The sequence below is a fragment of the Streptomyces sp. NPDC048331 genome (assembly GCF_043201215.1).
GTDB lineage: Bacteria > Actinomycetota > Actinomycetes > Streptomycetales > Streptomycetaceae > Streptomyces.
Window position 1 is genome coordinate 1 of record NZ_JBICYT010000057.1, and the last position, 18,886, is coordinate 18,886.

The following is an 18,886-nucleotide window of genomic DNA, read 5'->3' on the forward strand; positions in this document are numbered from 1 at the left end:
GGGGGGGGGGGGGGGGGGGGGGGGGGGGGGGGGGGGGGGGGGGGGGGGGGGGGGTCGTCCGGGGTGTAAAACGTGATTTGTTGGCCCGGACCGCCGGGCACCTCGATATCGGGCCGAGGGGCCATAAATCATGCCTACCCCGGACGACCCCCGCCCCGCCGCCGGACCCGGCCCCGCCCCCACCCCGCCGCTGCCCGGCTAGGCTTGATGTCGGAAAACCGCCAGCCGGCGGTTCCGCGACACCGGATCCTAGAGCCATGCACACCGACACCGAGCGCTGCGTAAGGGCCGTGCAGTCGAAGGACGCCCGCTTCGACGGCTGGTTCTTCACCGCCGTCCTGACCACCCGCATCTACTGCCGCCCCAGCTGCCCCGCGGTGCCGCCGAAGGTCGAGAACATGACCTTCCTGCCCAGCGCCGCCGCCTGCCAGCAGGCCGGGTTCCGGGCCTGCAAGCGGTGTCGCCCCGACACGAGTCCCGGTTCGCCCGAGTGGAACGCCCGGGCCGACGCCGTCGCCCGCGCCATGCGGCTGATCCAGGACGGCGTGGTGGACCGGGAGGGCGTGCCGGGTCTGGCCGGCCGGCTGGGCTACTCCGCCCGCCAGGTCGAGCGTCAGCTGAACGCCGAGCTCGGGGCCGGTCCGCTCGCCCTGGCGCGGGCCCAGCGCGCCCAGACCGCCCGGCTGCTCATCGAGACCTCCGAGCTCCCGATGGGCGACGTGGCCTTCGCCGCCGGGTTCTCCTCCATCCGGACCTTCAACGACACGGTCCGCGAGGTCTTCGGCCTGTCCCCGAGCGAGCTGCGGGAGCGGGCCGTCAAGGCCGGCCGCGGCCGGAAGGCCCCTCCCCGGATCCCCGGGACGATCAGCCTGCGGCTGCCGTTCCGGGCCCCGCTGAACCCCGACAACCTCTTCGGGCACCTCGCCGCGACCGCCGTCCCCGGGGTCGAGGAGTGGCGCGACGGCGCCTACCGTCGCACCCTCCGCCTGCCCTACGGCACCGGCGTGGTCGCCCTGACCCCGCAGCCGGACCACATCGGCTGCCGGCTCGCGCTGACCGACCTGCGCGACCTCACCATCGCCATCAGCCGCTGCCGCTGGATGCTCGACCTGGACGCCGACCCCGAGGCGGTCGACGAGCAGCTGCGTTCCGACCCGATGCTGGCCCCGCTCGTGGACAAGGCCCCCGGGCGCCGGGTCCCGCGTACGGTCGACGCGCCGGAGTTCGCCGTACGGGCGGTACTGGGCCAGCAGGTCTCCACCGCGGCGGCGCGTACGCACGCGGCCCGGCTGGTCAGCGCGCACGGGGAGCCGATCGAGGACCCGCTGGGCGGGCTGACCCACCTCTTCCCCTCTCCGCAGGCCCTCGCCGGGCTGGATCCGGAGGCCCTGGCCCTGCCCCGCACTCGGCGCGCCACGCTGACCACCCTGGTCTCGGCGCTCGCCGACGGTTCGCTGGCGCTCGGCCTCGACAGCGACTGGGAGGCGGCGCGGGCTCAGCTCTCGGCGCTGCCCGGCTTCGGTCCGTGGACCACCGAGGTGATCGCGATGCGGGCGCTCGGCGACCCGGACGCGTTCCTGCCGTCGGATCTGGGGATCCGACGGGCGGCGCAGGGGCTCGGGCTGCCGTCCACCCCCTCGGCGCTCACCGCCCGCGCGGCCGCTTGGCGTCCCTGGCGGGCGTACGCCGTCCAGTACCTGTGGGCCACGGACGCCCACCCGATCAACCACCTGCCCGTCTGAGGAGCACCAGCGATGCGATCCCCCCTGAACAGCACCAAGACGCACACCGTCGTCGACAGCCCCTACGGCCCGCTGACCCTGGTCGCCACGGACGGGGTGCTCAGCGGCCTCTACATGACGGAGCAGCGGCACCGGCCGGCCGAGGAGTCCTTCGGGGAGCGGGTGGCGGCCGCCGAGGAGCCCTTCCCGGAGGTGGTGCGCCAGTTGACCGCGTACTTCGCCGGGGAGCTCACCGAGTTCGACCTGCCGCTGCGCCTGGAGGGCACCGATTTCCAGCGCAGCGTCTGGGATCAGCTCATGCGGATCCCGTACGGCGAGACGTGGTCGTACGGGGAGCTCGCCACCAGGCTGGGCAAGCCCAACGCCTCGCGCGCGGTGGGCCTGGCGAACGGGAAGAACCCGGTCGGCATCATCGTGCCCTGTCACCGGGTGATCGGCGCGTCGGGCGGGATGACCGGTTACGGCGGCGGGCTCGACCGCAAGGTGCGGCTGCTGGCCTTCGAGTCCGGGGAACGGGTCCGCGTCCTGTTCTGACATGGGGCTCACCCCCGGCCCCATTCCGAAATGCGGTCTTTTTGCAGCGGTTGTATGAATGGAATACCGCTACATGATCGGAGTCGGGCATGGACGACTATCCGCTTCTCAACATCTTCTGGACGATGCTGTACCTGTTCCTGTGGATCATGTGGTTCTTCCTGCTCTTCAAGATCATCACGGACATCTTCCGTGACCACAGCCTGGGCGGCTGGGGGAAGGCGGGATGGCTGATCTTCGTGATCATCCTTCCCTTCCTGGGCGTGTTCGTCTACCTCATCGCCCGCGGCAAGAGCATGGGTGAGCGGGACATCAAGCAGGTCCAGGAGAACGAGGCCGCCTTCCGGTCCTACGTCCAGAAGACGGCGGGCACCGGCGGCAGTGCGGACGAACTGCACAAGCTCGCCGCGCTCAAGGACAAGGGCGACATCACCCAGGAGGAGTTCGACCGCGCCAAGGCCAAGCTCCTGGCGTGACCGGGTCCGGGTCCGTTCAGACGACGAGGAGCGGAACGAGCAGCGCGAAGGCGGCTCCGGCCTCCACCGCGTAGTTGTACAGCGAGGGGTGCTGGACCGGGGCGGCGAGCAGGACCACGCTCTGCTGGGCGGCGGCGGCCGCCACCCAGTCGGCGTCGGCGCCGAGGTTGCCCTGGTACCAGCCCTCGCAGGAGCCGGGTCCGGTGACGGCGAGGAGGTCGTCCTCGCGGCGGTAGAAGGCCTGCCAGTCGGCGGCCGGGACGGACCAGCCCTCGAAATCGGTGAACTGCGCCCAGCCGCCCTCGCGTATCGCGGTGTCGAAGAGCCAGACCGGGGTCCCCTCCGGAGTGACTTCACCACCGGCCTGCTGGTCGGTGGTGAAGTGCACCATGGGGAGGGCGTCGGGCCCGTCGGCGGTGCTGGGCCAGGCGTACATCGTGATCATCTGCTGATTCTGTCCTGGTCGAGGTAAGTCCGGTGTTACGGCGCGCCCTACCTACGGGGCCACCGGGCGGCGGCCGTTCTCCAGTTCCGCGGCACCCTCGCCCGACTGCGCGATCCGGTACGCCTCTTGGATGCGCCGGCCGAGCGGTTCGGGGAGGTATGCGGTGAGTTCGGCGGGCTCGACGAGCCGCCAGGAGATCAGCTCCTCCTGTTGCAGCGTGATGGAGGCGAGCTGGGTCTCGTCGAGCACCCCACCGTCGTAGACATAGGCGACCAGCGGCGGGCGGCCGGGACCCGGCACCCAGTCGACGGCCAGGAGGCGGCCGAGCGGGAGGTCGATGCCGATCTCCTCGGCGCTCTCCCGCCGGGCCGCGGTGCGCGGGGACTCGTTCCGGTCCGACTCGATCGTGCCGCCCGGCAGGGCCCAGCCCTCGCGGTAGTTGGGCTCGACCAGCAGGACCCGACCGTCGGCGTCCCGATAGAGGGCGGCCGCGCCCGCCAGCACCCGGGGCAGGCTCGCGATGTACGTGGCGTAGTCGTCTGCGGTGGTCACGCCGCAACCCTAGTTGCTCCGCCGCGAGCCCTGCGAGGTGTCCCCCGCCACTTTCGGGGCCGGTCAGCACGGGGCGTTCGGTCCGTTCCGGGATCGAAGGCGACCAAATGATGATTGCTTTACGGATGATATTGTTACCGCTCGCCCGGGTCACTCGCTTCCGCCCTGTGGCGCCAAGGGCTCCGGTAGCTGGTGCGCCTCCGCGTGGTCGGCCTGGTGGTCCGCTGCCGACGTAACCGCTCTCGGCAGGTCAGATCGTCAGGCATCCGCCGGCGGTCTTCCGCACTCGGAGATTGAAGACAAGCCCCTCCATGCAGAACGCAGCAGCCCCGGCACGTGACGCAGTCGACCGGCCGGCACCCGTGCTGTCCGTCGTCATCCCGATCTACAACGAGCAGGAGGCCCTGCCCCTGACCGTGGCGCGCCTGCGCCCGATCCTGGACGGCATGGGGATCAGCTACGAGGTCGTCGGCATCGACGACGGCAGCACCGACGCCACTCCGATGATCATGCAGAAGATCCGCCAGGAGTGGCCCGAGCTGCGCATCGTGCGCTTCGCCCGCAACTCCGGGCACCAGGCCGCGCTGACCGCGGGCATCCACCGGGCCTACGGCGATTACGTCGTGAGCATCGACGCCGATCTCCAGGACCCGCCGGAGAAGATCGTCGAGATGTACGAGCTGGCCCGCGAGAAGAACCTGGACATCGTCTACGGCGTCCGCGGCGACCGCGGCACCGACACCTTCTTCAAGCGGCGCACGGCCGGCGTCTACTACTGGCTGATGCGCAAGCTCGTCGGCAAGAACATGCCCAACCAGGCCGGCGACTTCCGCCTGCTCAGCCGGGCCGCGGTCGACGCGCTCAAGTCCCTGCCCGAGCACCAGCCGGTCTACCGGCTGCTCGTGCCGTGGCTCGGCTTCAGCAGCGGCGAGGTCGTCTACGTCCGTGAGGAGCGGGTCGCCGGCAGCACCCACTACCCGCTGTCCAAGATGGTCCGCCTGGCCCTCGACAGCATCACGAACTTCTCGGCCAGCCCGCTGCGGCTCGCCACCTGGCTCGGTCTGCTCAGCTTCCTCGTCTGCTTCTGCCTGGCGATCTACACGACGCTCCAGTACGCGTTCGGCTCGACCGTGCCCGGCTGGTCCTCGCTGTTCATCGGGATGCTGTTCATCGGCGGTGTCCAGCTCATCTGCGTGGGCCTGCTCGGCGAGTACATAGGCCGGATCTACTCCGCCGTCCAGGCCCGGCCCGCCTACTTCGTCGGGTACGACTCCGCCGAGGACACCGCGGTCGCCGATCGCGACCAGCGGGTCTCCGAGTACGCGGCCTGATTCCGGGCGCCCCGGTACGGGGCGCTCCCGGCCGCCCCCGTCGGGGGCGGCCGACGCATAGCAGGTAGGGAAGAAACAAGACATATGGGTACAACTGGCAGCGCCACGCCCGAGCGGACCGACCTCCGGGCACGGCCGCTGAGCGGCGCGTCCCCGTCCCGCACGACCGACCGGCCCGGACCGCACGCGTTCTGGCGTTTCCTGCCGGCGGCCGCCGCGTACCTCCTGCTGGTCTCCCTGCTGCTGGCCTCGGACACCCCGATCGGCGACATCGCCCGGTACACCTTCTACGTGCTCTGGGGCGTTCTGCTCCCCGGCACCCTGGTCTTCCGGGCCCTTCGCCGCCGGCCGCACTCGCTGGTCGAGGACCTCGCCTTCGGCGCGGTCACCGGTCTGGCCCTGGAGCTGGTCGCCTGGGCGGTCCTCGTCGGGACCGGCGCCCAGGCGTTCGCCCTCGCGTGGCCGCTCGCCGTGGTGGTCCCCTTCGCGGCCCTGCCCAAGCTCCGCCGGCACTGGCGTCCGCGCGGGTACACCAGCCCCTCGTTGGGCTGGTCCTGGTCGGTCTCGGGGACGGTGATGCTCAGCAGCGTCTACTTCCACCAGGTCTTCCTGTCCTTGTACCCGGTGCTCCCGGACAAGGAGGGCAGTCGGCTGTTCGGCGACATGCCGTACATGCTGTCGCTCGCCGCGAACGCGAAGCAGAACGTCCCGCTGACCCTGCCCCAGGCGTCCGGCGAACCCCTGTACTACCACTGGTTCACCTTCGCCCACATGGCGATGACGGACATGGTCGGTCATCTCGACCTCGCCGTGATCGAGTCCCGGCTCATGGTCCCCGCGCTGGCGGCCCTCGGCATGGTGATCACCGCCGTGGTGGCCCGGCGCCTCATCGGGCGGGCCTGGGCGGGTCCGCTGGCCGCGCTGCTGGTCTTCGCGGTCGCGGAGTTCACCGCCGCCTATCCCAACCCCGTACCCACCTGGACCTTCGGCGCCCCGGCCGTCCGGCTGATGTCCTGGTCGAGCCTCTCGCAGACCTACAGCCAGCCGCTGTTGATCGCGCTGATGGGGGTCGTCGGCGACGCGCTGCGCAGGAGCCGCCGGGACGGCGAGGCGGTCACGGACGGCGAAGGCGAGGACCGGGCCCCGCTCCTCGGCCGCGGCGTGTACGTCCTCGTCGCGATGTTCGCCCTGGCCTCCACCGCGGCCAAGGCGAGCACCCTGCCCGTCACCCTGGCGGGCCTCGCCCTGGCCGGCCTCGTCCTGCTGATCACCACCCGGCGCATCCCCTGGCACGTGGTCGGGCTGGGCGCGATCCTGGGCGGTGCCCAACTCTTCGCCACTGCCGTCATCTTCAACTTCGAGAGCTACGGCCTCGAGATCATCCCGTTCGGCAACGTCCGGGGCTACTGGGCCGATGCCGACGGGCTGCGCTCACCGGCGTTCCAGGCGCTTGTGGTGGTGGGCACCATGGTCGCCTTCGTGCTGAACCACCAGCTGAAGCTGCTCGGCGCGATCCCTCTGATCTCCAAGCGGCGGTTCCGGCTGGAGCCGGTCCAGTGGTTCCTGCTCGGCGCCTCCGTGGCGGGACCCTGTGCCTACCTGGCCGTCAACGGCTACAACTCCAGCTACTTCACCCTCGCCGCGCTGCCCTTCGGGGCCGTGCTGTCGGCCTGGGGCTTCTGCGAGACCTTCGAGCGCGCCGCGCTCGGCAGGCGGGCCAAGGTCGCGCTCGCCCTCGGCGTGGTCGTCCTTTCCGCACTGCTCACCTTCGGGATCTACCGCTACTCCGGCCGCTGGTCGGCGTACGTACTGCGGCTCGCCGGGGACCAGCGGCACGCGGCCACGTACTCCGTGCTGCTGCCCGCGCTCGGCCTGGCCGCCGCGCTGGCCCTGGCCGCTCTGGTCGGGGCGGTCCTGTGGCGGCTCGGCGGCCGGGTGTGGCCCGCGCTGCGCGGCCGCGGCGCGATCGTCCTGCTGACCGCCGCCCTCACCGCCGGCGTCCCGGGGCTCTTCCACGACGTCCTGCAGTCCCGGCAGGAGTTGTGGTCGTACTCGTGGGTCATGCCCGGCTCGCAGGTGGAGGCGGCGCGCTGGATCCGCGCCCACAGCGAGCCGTCGGACGTACTGGCCACCAACAGCCACTGCTGGGAGTTGGAGGGCCCGCTGCCGGCGGGGGCGACGTGCGACAACGTCCGCTCGCAGTGGCTCAGCGCGTACTCGGAGCGGTCGGTGCTGATCGAGGGCTGGGCGTACGCGCCGCGGGCCATGGCGCTGTCGGGTGGCTCGGCCGCCTACAACGGGCCCTTCTGGGACCAGGAACTGTTCCGACTCAACGAGGACGCCGTCTACCGGCCGACCGCCGAGATCCTGAGCCGACTGCACGACCGGCACCACGTCCGTTATGTGGTGGCGCACCGCCCGTCGGGCGCCGAGTCGCCGCTGCTGGCCGATCTCGCGAAGAAGGTCTACGACAACGGTCGGATGGCGGTGTACGAGCTGTCCTGACCGGGCAGGTCCGCGACACCCACCGGACAGGGGCCCGGGGGCCCCGAGGCGTCACGCCGTCGGGGACCCCGGGCCTTCGCCGTACCCCTCCCGCCGTTCCCCGGACTCGGCGGGTCCACGCCGGCCACGGGCCGCGCCCTGTTCGCTGATGGCATCGCCGACCATGGCCCGGACCGCGTCCCGCATCCCGTGCAGGGGGTGGTGGCGGGCGGGTCCGGCGCCCGGGTCCGTACGGAGTTCCTTCACCAGGGCCCAACAGAGCAGCAGCATCACGATGACGAAGGGCAGCGCGACCAGGATGGTCGCGGTCTGCAGGGACTTCAGGCCGCCCGCGACGAGCAGCACGGCGGCGACGGCGGCCATCAGTACGCCCCAGGTGACGACGAGCCAGGTCGGCGGATTGAGGGAGCCGCGGCTGGTGAGCGAGCCCATCACCAGGGAGGCCGAGTCGGCGCTGGTGACGAAGTAGGTCATGACGAGGACCATGGCGACCCACGAGGTGACCGCGGAGAGCGGCAGGGCGTCCAGCATCGCGAAGAGCGAGGCCTCCGTACCGTCCTTGATCTTGACGGCGAAGTCGACGGCTCCGGTGGAGTCGAGGCGGATCGCGGTGCCGCCCATGACGCAGAACCAGATCACGGTGGCCCCGCTGGGGACGAGCAGCACGCCGATGAGGAACTCGCGGATGGTGCGGCCGCGCGAGATGCGGGCGATGAAGGTGCCGACGAAGGGAGCCCAGGACAGCCACCAGGCCCAGTAGAAGATCGTCCACGCGCCGAGCCACTTGGAGTCGGTGAAGGCGCCGGTGCGGCTGGCCATGGGCACCAGCTCGCTCAGGTATCCGCCGACGCTCGAGGGGATCACGTCGAGGATGTAGACGGTCGGGCCGAGTACGAAGACGAAGAGCATCAGGATCGCGGCGAGCACGAGGTTGATCGTGCTGAGCCATTTGACGCCCTTGTGCAGGCCGGAGAAGGCGGAGAGGACGAAGGCCGCCGACAAGGAGCCGATGATGATCAGCTCGACGGTCGTCGAGTCCTCGATGCCGGTGGTGAGGTCGAGCCCTTTGGAGACCTGGAGGGCGCCGAGGCCGAGGCTGGTGGCGGTTCCGAAGACGGTGGCGAACACGGCCAGCAGGTCGATGGCCTTGCCGGCCGGTCCGGCCGCCCGTTCCTCGCCCATCAGGGGGACGAAGGCGGAGCTCAGGCGGTTGCCGCGGCCCTTGCGGAAGGTCGCGTAGGCCAGGGCGAGGCCGGCGATGCCGTAGATCGCCCAGGGGGTGAGGGTCCAGTGGAAGAAGGAGTACTCCATGGCCGCGAGCGCGGCGGCGCCGGTGCGGGGGGCCGCACCGGAGGCCGGGGGCGGCGCCAGGTAGTGCGTGAGGGGCTCCCCCACCCCGTAGAACATCAGACCGATGCCCATGCCGGCGCTGAACATCATCGCGATCCACGCGAGGTTGGTGAACTCGGGCTCGGAGTCGTCGGCCCCCAGACGGATCCGGCCGAACCGGCTGATCGCGAGGACGACGCACATGACGAGGAAGACGTCGGCGGCGATCACGAACAGCCAGGCGAAGTTGCTCAGCACCCAGGAGAGCGCGGTGGCCGACGCCGTGTCGAAGGAGTCCTTGCCGAGGGCCGCCCACGCGACGACGGCCAGCACGGCGAGCACGCCCACGGTGACGACGGCGCGGTCGGGTGCGCCGTCCACCGGACCGTCGGATCCCCCTCCCGGGGTGTCCGGACGTGGCCGTTCCCGTGATTCCGCGCTCATGCGGCCACACTATGCAGGCGTATATCCCCATTTAGGGCCATGGCGCGCCGGGTGTGGCCCAGGCCACTCATGGGCATAGGAGGATCCTCCGGATAAGCTCATGGCGGCGCGACTGCACTGTTCGATAGCAAGGGAATAGCAAGGTGACGGACGGAGCAGTAAACGAGGCCGCGCGCGTGCTCATCGCCGCGGACAAATTCAAGGGCTCGCTCACGGCCGTTCAGGTCGCGGAGCGGGTGACGGCCGGCCTTCGCAGGGCCGTGCCGGACGTGGAGATCGAGACCCTCCCCGTCGCGGACGGCGGCGACGGAACGGTCGCGGCAGCCGTCGCAGCCGGCTTCGAACGGCGGGAGGTACGGGTCACCGGGCCCCTCGGCGACCAGGTCACGGCAGCCTTCGCGCTGCGCGAGGGCACCGCGGTGGTCGAGATGGCGGAGGCCTCCGGGCTGCAGCTGTTGCCGGCGGGCACCTTCGCCGCGCTGACCGCGACCACGTACGGCTCGGGCGAGCTGCTCAAGGCCGCGCTGGACGCGGGCGCGCGCACGATCGTCTTCGGCGTGGGCGGCAGCGCCACCACCGACGGCGGCGCCGGCATGCTGGCCGCGCTGGGCGCGGTGTTCCTGGATGCGAACGGCGAACCGGTCGGTCCGGGCGGTGGCGCGCTGGCCGATCTGGCCTCGGCCGACCTGTCCGGGGTCGACCCGCGGTTCGCCGAGGTGGAGTTCGTCCTCGCGAGCGACGTCGACAACCCGCTGACCGGCCCGAAGGGCTGCGCCGCGGTGTACGGCCCGCAGAAGGGTGCCTCGCCGCAGGACGTGGCGACGCTCGACGCGGCGCTGGCGCACTTCGCGGTGGTGCTGGAGAAGTCGATCGGTGCGAAGGCCGCGGAGTGCGCGGTGCTCCCGGGTGCGGGCGGCGCGGGCGGCATCGGCTACGGGGCCCTGCTGCTCGGCGCGACGTTCCGTCCCGGCATCGAGCTGATGCTGGACGTGCTGGGCTTCGCCCCGGCGCTGGAGCGGGCCACGCTGGTGATCACCGGTGAGGGCTCCCTGGACGAGCAGACCCTGCACGGCAAGGCTCCGGCGGGCGTCGCGGCCGCGGCCCGCGCGGCCGGCAAGCCGGTGGTCGCCGTCTGCGGGCGGCTGCTGCTGTCCCAGGAGGCCCTGGAGGGGGCCGGCATCCGCAAGGCGTACCCGCTCACGGACCTGGAGCCCGACCCGGCCAAGTCCATCCCGAACGCGGGTCCCCTGCTGGAGCGGGTCGCCGCGAACATCGCCGCCGACGTCCTCTGACCCGGCCGCCACTGTCGGGGCCCCGACCCGTTCGACCGGGCCGGGGCCCTCGGCCCTGCCGGCTCCACCACCGCCGGCCTGGCCGGCCCCCTTCGGCCCCGCCGGCCCACTTCCGGCCCCGCCGGACCACCCCCAGCCTCGCCGGCATTCGAGGCTCGGGGTCTGGGGCGGCGCCCCAGGAAACCCGGCTCCGCCGGGCACCGGGCTCCGGCCGGGCCCTCCCCCAGCTACCGCTGGGAGGTGCCCCCTGCCTCGAACGCCGGCGAGGCTGGATCGGCCGGGCCGAGGCTGGATCAGGCCGGGCCCGCTCCTCCAACGCCGGCGAGGCTCGGATGACCCGGGGGGAGCTAGCGCAGCAGGTCGGCCGTGGTGACCACTCGGGCGAAGCCGCCGCCCTGGAGGTTGACCGCGGTGGCGGTCGCGAGCTCGTCCGCCGTCAGCGCGAGGCCCCCCGGACCGGCGAGGTCGAAGGTGTGCGTGGCGTCGAGCGGGACGAGCACGTCGTAGCCGAGGTTCCCGGCCATCCGGGCCGTGGTCTCGACGCACATGTTGGTCTGGATGCCGACCAGCACCAGCTGGCCGATGCCCTGGGCGCTCAGCCAGTCCGCCAGGTCCGGGGTGCCGTAGAAGGCCGAGTTGACCGTCTTGGTGACCACCAGGGCCCCTTGGCTCCGCTTCTCGACCAGGTCCTTGAAGGCGTGCCCGGGGTGGTCGGCGGCGAGGACGGAGCCGGGCTGCACGGAGGCGTGCCGGACGAGCACGACCGGCCGGCCGGCCGCCTGCCACTCGTCCATCAGGGCCGCGATGTTGTCCTCGGCCGCCGGATTGTTGCGGGGCCCCCAGAAGGACTCTTCGTCGAAGCCCTTCTGTACGTCGATGACCAGCAGGGCACTGTCGGGGGCGATCTCGATCGCGGTCTTCGTCATGGCTCCATGCTGTCGGCCGGACCGCGGGCCCGACAGCGGCCGCGAAGCCTCGTACCGATGGGATCCTGCCAGGCCGGCAGTCCTGGCCCCCTGGCAGACTGGCCCGATGCGCCGTGTCGCGATCGTCGTCCAGCCCGGTATCCGCAGCTTCGACCTCGCCGTCATCACCGAGGTCTGGGGTCCGGATCGCAGCCGTGTCGGGGTGCCGGGCTTCGAGCTGCGCCGGTGCGCCCTGGAGCCCGGTCCGATCCCGCTGCCCGGCGGGCTGACCCTTGCCCCCGACCGGGGGCTGGACTGGCTGGCCACGGCCGACCTGGTCGTCGTACCGGCGCTCGCCGAGCCGGCCGACCCGACGCCCGCCCCGGTGCTCGCCGCCCTGCGCGAGGCGCACCGACGGGGCGTGCCGGTCGCCGCCCTGTGCGCGGGGGCGTTCGTCCTCGCGGAGGCCGGTCTGCTGGAGGGCCGCCGGGCGGTCACCCACTGGTGGCTGGCCCCGCAGCTCGCCGCCCGCTATCCGGGAATCGTGGTGGAGGACGCCCCGCTCTACGTCGAGGACGGCGGGTTGTGGACCTCCGCCGGCGTGGCCTCCGGGATCGACCTGTGTCTGCACCTGGTCCGGGAGGCGCACGGCGCCGAGGCCGCGGCCGCCATCGCCCGGTCCATGGTGACGGGCCCCTTCCGTACCGGGGACCACGCCCAGTACCTGGACCGGCCCGTCCCGGCCGCGGACCGGACGGCCGAGGCGTTGGCCGCCGTACGGGCGCGTGCGCTGCGCTCGCTGCACGAGCCGCTGTCCGTGGCGACGATGGCCGGGTGGGCCGGGATGTCCCCGCGTTCCTTCGCCCGGCACTTCGCCGCGGCCACCGGCACCACCCCGCACCGGTGGCTGCTGGGGCACCGGCTGGACGCGGCCCGCAAGCTGCTGGAGCGCACCGACCATCCGGTGCCGGAGGTGGCCCGGCGGGCCGGTTTCGCGAGTGAGGTCACCTTCCGCCAGCACTTCACCGCGTACGTCGGTCTCGGTCCTCGGGCGTACCGTGCCGCCTCCTGCGCATCGGCAGCCGCACCAAACCCTCCGGACAGTGTTAGAAAGGGCTCATGACCGGACGTTTTGGTCGCCAGCCGACCGGGTGGGGCTCGCGCCTGTCCGCGCGCCTGTCCCGGTGGGCACACAGCGTCGCCGGTCAGGTCTTCGCCCTCCAGGCGATGATCGTGCTCCTGCTGATCGCCGCGGCCGCTTCGGCCCTGGTGTTCCAGGCCCGGTACGACAGCGAGCGCGACGCCCGGCACCGTTCGCTCGCGGCGGCCGAGGCCTTCGCGCACTCCCCCGGTATCGCGGCGGCGCTGCTCTCGACGGATCCGACGGCCCGGCTCCAGCCGCTTGCGGAGGCCGCTCGCGAGGGCTCGGGAGTCGACTTCATCGCCGTCATGAACCTCCAGGGGGTCCGGTACACCGACTCACGGCCCGAGCTGATCGGCCGACGGGCCACCGGTGACCTCAGCCGCGCCCTCGCCGGGCACGCCTTCACGGAGACCTTCCGGGGCCAGCCGAGCGACGCCGTGCGGGCCGTGGTCCCGATACGGAACGCCGACGGTGTCGTCATCGGTCTGGTCGGTACGGGCATAGAGGTGGAGAACGTCTCCCAGGTCGTCGAGGGCCAGCTCCCGCTCCTGCTCGGCGCGGCCGCGGGCGCCCTGCTGCTCGGCACGAGCGGCGCCGCCCTGGTCAGCGGTCGGCTGCGGCGCCAGACCCGGGGCCTGGGCGCCGCCGAGATGTCCCGGATCAACGAGCACCACGAGGCCGTCCTGCACGCCGTCCGTGAGGGCGTGGTCATCATCGACGCCGAGCAGCGGCTCGTGCTGGCCAACGACGAGGCCCGCAGGCTGCTCGGCCTGCCGCCCGACCCCGAGAACCGGCACGTCACCGACCTCGGACTCGACCCGCGTACGGCGGAGCTGCTGGCCTCCGGTCGGGTGGTGACGGACCACGTGCACCTGGCGGGTGACCGGCTGCTCGCGGTCAATGTGCGGCCCACCAAGGAGCACCGGGGCCTGTCCACGGGCAGCGTGGTGACCCTGCGCGACTCCACCGAGCTCGCCGCGGTCTCGGGCCGGGCCGAGGTGGCCCGGGGCCGGCTGCAGCTGCTCTACGACGCCGGCGTGCGGATCGGTACCACCCTGGACGTGGTGCGGACCGCGGAGGAGCTGTCGGAGGTCGCCGTTCCGCGGTTCGCGGACTTCGTGACGGTGGAGCTGCTGGAGCCGGTGCTGCACGGGGACGAGCCCTCGCTGGGCACGGGTGTCTACACCGAGATGCGCCGGGCCGCCATCACCGGGGTACGGGCCGATTCGCCGCTCCAGCCGGTCGGCGACATCATCCGCTTCGTCGTCCCGACCGCGCCGATGGCGGCGGCCCTGGACGCCGGGCACGCGGTGCTCGCGGCCGATCTGAACGCGGCCATGGGCTGGCGTGCCCAGGACGCCCAGGGCACCCGGGCGGCCCTGGACTACGGGCTGCACTCGCTGATCTCCGTACCGCTCCAGGCCCGAGGTGTGGTCCTGGGCATGGCCAATTTCTGGCGGGCCGCCGACACCCCGGAGTCCTTCGACGAGGAGGACCGTTCCTTCGCGGCGGAGCTGGGCGCGCGCGCCGCCGTGTCCATCGACAACGCCCGTCGCTTCACCCGCGAGCACGCGATGGCCGTGACGCTCCAGCGCAGCCTCCTGCCGCGGGTGCTGCCCGCCCAGAACGCCGTGCACGTGGCCTACCGCTACCTGCCCGCGATGGCGGGGGTCGGCGGTGACTGGTTCGACGTGATCCCGCTGCCGGGTGGCCGGGTGGCGCTGGTCGTCGGCGATGTCGTCGGGCACGGGGTGCACGCCGCGGCGACCATGGGCCGGCTGCGGACCGCGGTGCACAATTTCTCCACTCTGGACCTGCCCCCCGACGAGCTGTTGGGCCACCTGGACGAGCTGATCAACCGGATCGACCAGGACGACACCGGGATCGGGCTCACCGGCGGGGAGGAGGAGGGTGCGGTCGAGGAGGTCCCGGACGGGGCCGCCGAGCCGGCCGGGGTCACCGGAGCCACCTGCCTCTACGCGGTCTACGACCCGGTGTCCGGGCGGTGTCGGATGGCCAGCGCCGGCCATCCCGGGCCCGCGCTGGTCCGCCCCGGCGGCGCCGTCGAGTTCCCCGAGCTGCCTTCCGGTCTGCCGCTGGGCGTCGGCGGCATGCCGTTCGAGGCCGCCGAGTTCACGCTCCCCGAGGGAAGTCGGCTGGTGCTCTTCACCGACGGGCTGGTGGAGGACCGCGACCGGGACTTCGACGCCGGACTGCACCTGCTCCGCGAGGCTCTGGCGCGGCCCGGCCGCAGCCCCGACCAGGCCTGCTCGGACGTACTCGCCGCGATGCTGTTCCCGGTGCCGAGCGACGACATCGCCCTGCTGGTCGCCGACACGCGGCGGCTGGAGGCCGACCGGATCGCCGAGTGGGAGGTACCGGGCGAGGCCTCGGCCGTCTCGCGCGTGCGGAACGCGGGCGCGGCGCAGCTCGCCGCGTGGGGGCTGGAAGAGATCTCCTTCACCACCGAGCTGATCCTCAGCGAGCTGATCACCAACGCCATCCGGTACGGGAGCGCGCCGGTGCGGGTGCGGCTGCTGCGCGACCGCACCCTCATCTGCGAGGTCTCGGACGGCAGCAGCACCTCACCGCACCTGCGGTACGCGGCGACCACGGACGAGGGCGGACGCGGGCTGTTCCTGGTCGCCCAGTACGCCGATCGGTGGGGCACCCGTTATACCGACCGCGGCAAGGTCATCTGGGCCGAGCTGCCGCTGACCGGGGGCTCGGAGCCGCAGCCGGCGGACCCGCTGGACCTGGACGCGTTGGAGGACCTCGCCTGGTGAGTCGGCGGTCGCCGCGGGCTCACACCGGCCGGGTGCGGGCCAGTAGCACGGCGACGTCGTCCTGCTGGGCGCAGGGCAGCAGCCGCCGCAGGATCCCCTCGCACAGTTCCTCCAGGGGTTGGTCCACCTGTTGCAAGGCCCCCGCGAGTTGGGCCATGCCCTGGTCGAGGTCCCGGTCCCGGGCCTCGATGAGGCCGTCGGTGTAGAGCACGAGCAGGCTCCCCGGGGGCAGCCGTACCTCCTCGGTGCGGAAGTCCTGGCCGCCCGTGCCCAGCGGGGTCCCGGGCGGGCCGTCGAGGAAGGTGATGTCCCCGTCGGGGGTGACGACGGAGGGTGGCGGGTGGCCGGCGCGGGCGATCACGCAGGCGCCGGTCGCCGCGTCGTGGACGGCGTACACGCAGGTGGCCATCTCGTCCTCGCCCAGGTCGGCCACGACGGCGTCGAGCGAGCGGAGCAGCTCCGCCGGGGGCACGTCGTGGCGGGCGAGGGTCCGTACGGCTGTCCGCAGCTGGCCCATGACGGCGGCGGCGTGGATCCCGTGGCCCATGACGTCGCCGATGACGAGCCCGGTCCGGTCGCCGGGCAGCGGGATGACGTCGTACCAGTCCCCGCCGACGTCGTGGTCGCTGGCGGGCAGGTAGCGCCCGGTGAGTTCGAGGCCGGGTACCTCGGGCAGCGCGTTGTTGGTGAGGCTGCGCTGGAGGGTCAGGGCGGCCTGGCGCTGGAGCGTGTACATCCGGGCGTTGTCGATGTTGAGGGCGGCCCGGGCGACCAGCTCGTCGACGAGGACGCGGTCCTCCTCGTCGAAGGGTTCCCGCTCGCGGGTGCGGGTCACGGCGACGGCACCGAGCACGGTGCCGCGGGCGACCAGCGGGACCAGGCGGGCCGAGCCGAGGGTGGCGAGGTAGGTGCGGAGCGCCTCGGCGCGCGGGGAGGTGATCAGTGCCGGGATGTCGGCGAGGTAGAGGTTCATGGGTCGCCCCTCGGCGATCACCTGCTCGTAGGTGGTGCCCATGGGGATCTGGAAGGTCTGCCCGGGGGCGAGTTTGGCGGTGGGGGCGGTCGGGTCGGGGAAGTGGGCGGCGAGGCGGCGCAGGACGCCGCGCGTGGAAGCCGTGGGGACCGGGCCCTCGTCTGGGCCCAGTACCGCTTCGAGCACCTGTACGTCGGCCGAGTCGGCGAGCTGCGGCACCAGCACGTCCACGATCTCCTGGGCGGTCTGGTGGAGGTCCAGGGTGGTGCCGATGCGGGTGCCCGCCTCGGCGAGCAGGGCGAACCGGTGTCGGGCCCGTTCGGCGTCGGCCTGGGCCTGCTGGCCCTCGGTGATGTCGATGAGCGAGGCGATCACTCCGAGGGCCCGGCCGGCGCCGTCCAGCAGCGGGGCGTAGGAGCAGGACCAGGTGCGGTCGTTCTCCGGGTCGGCGGGGGTCCGCCCGGTGCGGCGGACGTCGACGACGGCGGTGCCCCGGTCGAGGACCTGCCGCATCGTCGACTCCAGTGCGGCGGCGTTGACCCCGGGGACCACCTCGGTGAGCCGTTTGCCGAGGTGTTCGGCGGCGGAGACGCCGTTCATCCGGGCCAGGGCGTCGTTGACGCGGAGGAACCGCAGGTCGGTGCCGAGGGTGGCGAGGCCTATGGGTGACTGGGTGAACAGGCTCTGGAGTGCGGCGAGCGAGTCCCGCATGTGGAGCACCTCGGAGGTCTCCACGGCGATGAGCATGGCTCCCGTTCGGCCCTGCGGGTCGACGGCGGGGACGATCCACATCTCCATCGGGACGCGGTGGCCGTCGCGGTGGCGCACGGGCAGGGTGCCGACGACGGTCTCGCCGGACTGGACGCGCCGGGTCAGTTGTTCGGCGAGTTCGCGGTTGGCCTCGGGGACGAGCATGGCGCTGCCGGGGAGGCCGATGATGTCCTCGGGGCGGTGCCCGAGCAGGTCCTGGGCGGCCAGCGACCACTCCACGATGTGTCCGTCGGCGTCCTCCCGCCAGAGGGCGATGGGCAGGAGCTCGCTGAGTACGCCCGCGTACCCGACAGCCGCGGGCGGCGGGTCCGGCACCTCGCTCGTCGCCTGGTAAGTGTCCAACGCACCGACCTCACCCCGGGGGGCCTGATTCCTACCGATTCACCCTATCCGAGGCGGGGGCGCGGGGCTCTGTGTCGTGTCGCTCATACGACCACCACCTCGACGCAGGCCACGGTGTTGCAGCCGTAGCCACCGGCGTTCCACGGGGGGTGCGGGGGTTGTGTGTCACCGTGGGCGTCGGTGGCGCGGGAGACCAGCCGGTACGGCCCGGGCCGCTGTGGCGTCCACCGGTACGACCAGCCGCTCCAGCCGTAGGGGCCGGTGGATGGTTCGAGGAGCGCCGCGTGCCAGCCGCGCTCGCGGTGCCGGTCGTCGTCCTCGTACTCGGCCCGTACCTCGACGCTCCGCAGCGGCACCCCGCCGCCGGACCAGGCGCGGCCGCGGACGAGGGTCTCGTGGCCGCGGCGCACGGCCGTGTCCGGTTCGGGCTCGGTGACGAGCGAGGTGACGCGCACGCTCGTCACCGGGCCGTCGGGGGTGCCGCGGGAGGCGACGTAGTGGTACTGCTCGCTCTGGAAGACACCGGTGAAGGGGCGGGTCACGGCCCGCGCTCCGACCAGCCACTTCACGTCGGCGACGGCGTAGCGGCCGGGGACCACCAGGCGGACCGGCGCCCCGTGTTCGGGGGCGAGCGGCTCGCCGTTCATCCGGGTGACGAGGAGGGTGTCCGGGTGGAGGGCCGCGGCGAGCGGGAGGCTGCGCTCGAAGGAGGCCCGGCGGCCGCGCACGGGGCCGGAGTCGGCGCCGGTGAAGACGACTTCCACGGCGGACGGCCCGATCAGGGCCCGTTCGGCGAGGAGGCGGAAGGGGACGCCGGCGAAGTGGGCGCAGCCGACCGCCTGCCGGCCCCAGGGCAGGCCGGGCGGGCGGGGGGTCATCAGGCCGCGGCCGTTGCCCGCGCACTCCACCACGACGTCGAGTTCGCGGTGCTCCATCGCGAGCAGCTCCGCGTAGTCGAGGGTGAAGGGGGCGGCGGTCGCGGCGCCGCCGATCCGTAGCCGCCAGCGGCCGGGTGGGATCCGTGGGATGCCGAAGTGGTCGCGTACGAAGAAGGCCCCGACGGGGGTGACCGGCTCGGTCAGGGCGGCGGCGGGGGTCTGGGCGTTGTACGGGTCCGCGGTGACCGTTTCGGGCGTCCAGACCGTGGCGCCGGACCCTGGGGCGGCTTGCGGAACAGGCCGTGTGGTCATGGCGGCACCTTTCGTCGGGCTCGTGCCGAGCGCGACGCGGATTTCTTTACAGACTACGTCCGAACAAAGCCTTGACTGGGTGCGAATTGGGAGGAAACTCATGAATACACCGGATAACCGGAAAG

The 18,886-nt window shown here is 72.5% G+C and carries 14 protein-coding genes; 8 read left to right on the forward strand and 6 right to left on the reverse strand.

Features of this window, described 5'->3' with window-relative positions; all coding sequences use genetic code 11:
- Positions 1–257: 257 nt before the first annotated feature.
- The 3 genes from ACGFYY_RS39050 to ACGFYY_RS39060 all read left to right on the forward strand — a co-directional run bounded on the left by ACGFYY_RS39050 (position 258) and on the right by ACGFYY_RS39060 (position 2,752).
- Complete coding sequence (locus tag ACGFYY_RS39050) at positions 258–1,742, forward strand: AlkA N-terminal domain-containing protein (protein ID WP_365267843.1); 1,485 nt, start codon at positions 258–260, stop codon at positions 1,740–1,742.
- 12 nt (positions 1,743–1,754) lie between these two features.
- Positions 1,755–2,276 (forward strand): methylated-DNA--[protein]-cysteine S-methyltransferase, encoded by a 522-nt coding sequence (locus tag ACGFYY_RS39055; protein ID WP_393716984.1) that lies wholly within the window; start codon positions 1,755–1,757, stop codon positions 2,274–2,276.
- A gap of 89 nt (positions 2,277–2,365) precedes the next feature.
- On the forward strand, positions 2,366–2,752 hold the full coding sequence (locus ACGFYY_RS39060; RefSeq protein WP_365267846.1) for an SHOCT domain-containing protein: 387 nt from the start codon (positions 2,366–2,368) through the stop codon (positions 2,750–2,752).
- A gap of 16 nt (positions 2,753–2,768) precedes the next feature.
- On the opposite strand, the gene ACGFYY_RS39065 is transcribed toward ACGFYY_RS39060, so the two are convergent.
- Both ACGFYY_RS39065 and ACGFYY_RS39070 read right to left on the reverse strand, forming a co-directional pair.
- Complete coding sequence (locus ACGFYY_RS39065) at positions 2,769–3,197, reverse strand: hypothetical protein (RefSeq protein WP_365267848.1); 429 nt, start codon at positions 3,195–3,197, stop codon at positions 2,769–2,771.
- 51 nt (positions 3,198–3,248) lie between these two features.
- Complete coding sequence (locus ACGFYY_RS39070) at positions 3,249–3,749, reverse strand: NUDIX hydrolase (RefSeq protein ID WP_365267850.1); 501 nt, start codon at positions 3,747–3,749, stop codon at positions 3,249–3,251.
- A 311-nt stretch (positions 3,750–4,060) separates the two neighbouring features.
- Here ACGFYY_RS39070 and ACGFYY_RS39075 point away from each other — a divergent pair, with 311 nt between their 5' ends.
- Together ACGFYY_RS39075 and ACGFYY_RS39080 are read left to right on the forward strand one after the other, a co-directional pair.
- On the forward strand, positions 4,061–5,080 hold the full coding sequence (locus ACGFYY_RS39075; protein WP_365267852.1) for a glycosyltransferase family 2 protein: 1,020 nt from the start codon (positions 4,061–4,063) through the stop codon (positions 5,078–5,080).
- A gap of 84 nt (positions 5,081–5,164) precedes the next feature.
- Positions 5,165–7,585: a hypothetical protein gene (locus ACGFYY_RS39080; RefSeq protein ID WP_393716987.1), complete on the forward strand. Its 2,421-nt coding sequence runs from the start codon at positions 5,165–5,167 to the stop codon at positions 7,583–7,585.
- Between the two features lie 51 nt (positions 7,586–7,636).
- Here the strand turns inward: ACGFYY_RS39080 and ACGFYY_RS39085 are convergent, their stop codons facing one another.
- Positions 7,637–9,358: a BCCT family transporter gene (locus ACGFYY_RS39085; protein WP_393716989.1), complete on the reverse strand. Its 1,722-nt coding sequence runs from the start codon at positions 9,356–9,358 to the stop codon at positions 7,637–7,639.
- Between the two features lie 143 nt (positions 9,359–9,501).
- On the opposite strand from ACGFYY_RS39085, the gene ACGFYY_RS39090 reads away from it, so the two are divergent.
- On the forward strand, positions 9,502–10,650 hold the full coding sequence (locus tag ACGFYY_RS39090; protein WP_365267857.1) for a glycerate kinase: 1,149 nt from the start codon (positions 9,502–9,504) through the stop codon (positions 10,648–10,650).
- Between the two features lie 347 nt (positions 10,651–10,997).
- Here the strand turns inward: ACGFYY_RS39090 and ACGFYY_RS39095 are convergent, their stop codons facing one another.
- Entirely contained in the window at positions 10,998–11,576 is a 579-nt protein-coding gene (locus tag ACGFYY_RS39095) for a cysteine hydrolase family protein (protein ID WP_393716992.1), read from the reverse strand.
- A 106-nt stretch (positions 11,577–11,682) separates the two neighbouring features.
- On the opposite strand from ACGFYY_RS39095, the gene ACGFYY_RS39100 reads away from it, so the two are divergent.
- Together ACGFYY_RS39100 and ACGFYY_RS39105 are read left to right on the forward strand one after the other, a co-directional pair.
- A complete protein-coding gene (locus ACGFYY_RS39100; protein ID WP_393716994.1) occupies positions 11,683–12,678 on the forward strand; it encodes a GlxA family transcriptional regulator in 996 nt (331 codons plus the stop codon).
- On the forward strand, positions 12,675–15,485 hold the full coding sequence (locus ACGFYY_RS39105) for a SpoIIE family protein phosphatase (RefSeq protein ID WP_393716996.1): 2,811 nt from the start codon (positions 12,675–12,677) through the stop codon (positions 15,483–15,485). The genes ACGFYY_RS39100 and ACGFYY_RS39105 overlap by 4 nt, the downstream gene beginning before the upstream one ends.
- 19 nt (positions 15,486–15,504) lie before the next feature.
- Here the strand turns inward: ACGFYY_RS39105 and ACGFYY_RS39110 are convergent, their stop codons facing one another.
- Entirely contained in the window at positions 15,505–17,571 is a 2,067-nt protein-coding gene (locus ACGFYY_RS39110; RefSeq protein WP_393716998.1) for a SpoIIE family protein phosphatase, read from the reverse strand.
- An 83-nt stretch (positions 17,572–17,654) separates the two neighbouring features.
- Positions 17,655–18,761: a molybdopterin-dependent oxidoreductase gene (locus ACGFYY_RS39115; protein ID WP_393717000.1), complete on the reverse strand. Its 1,107-nt coding sequence runs from the start codon at positions 18,759–18,761 to the stop codon at positions 17,655–17,657.
- Positions 18,762–18,886: the final 125 nt, after the last annotated feature.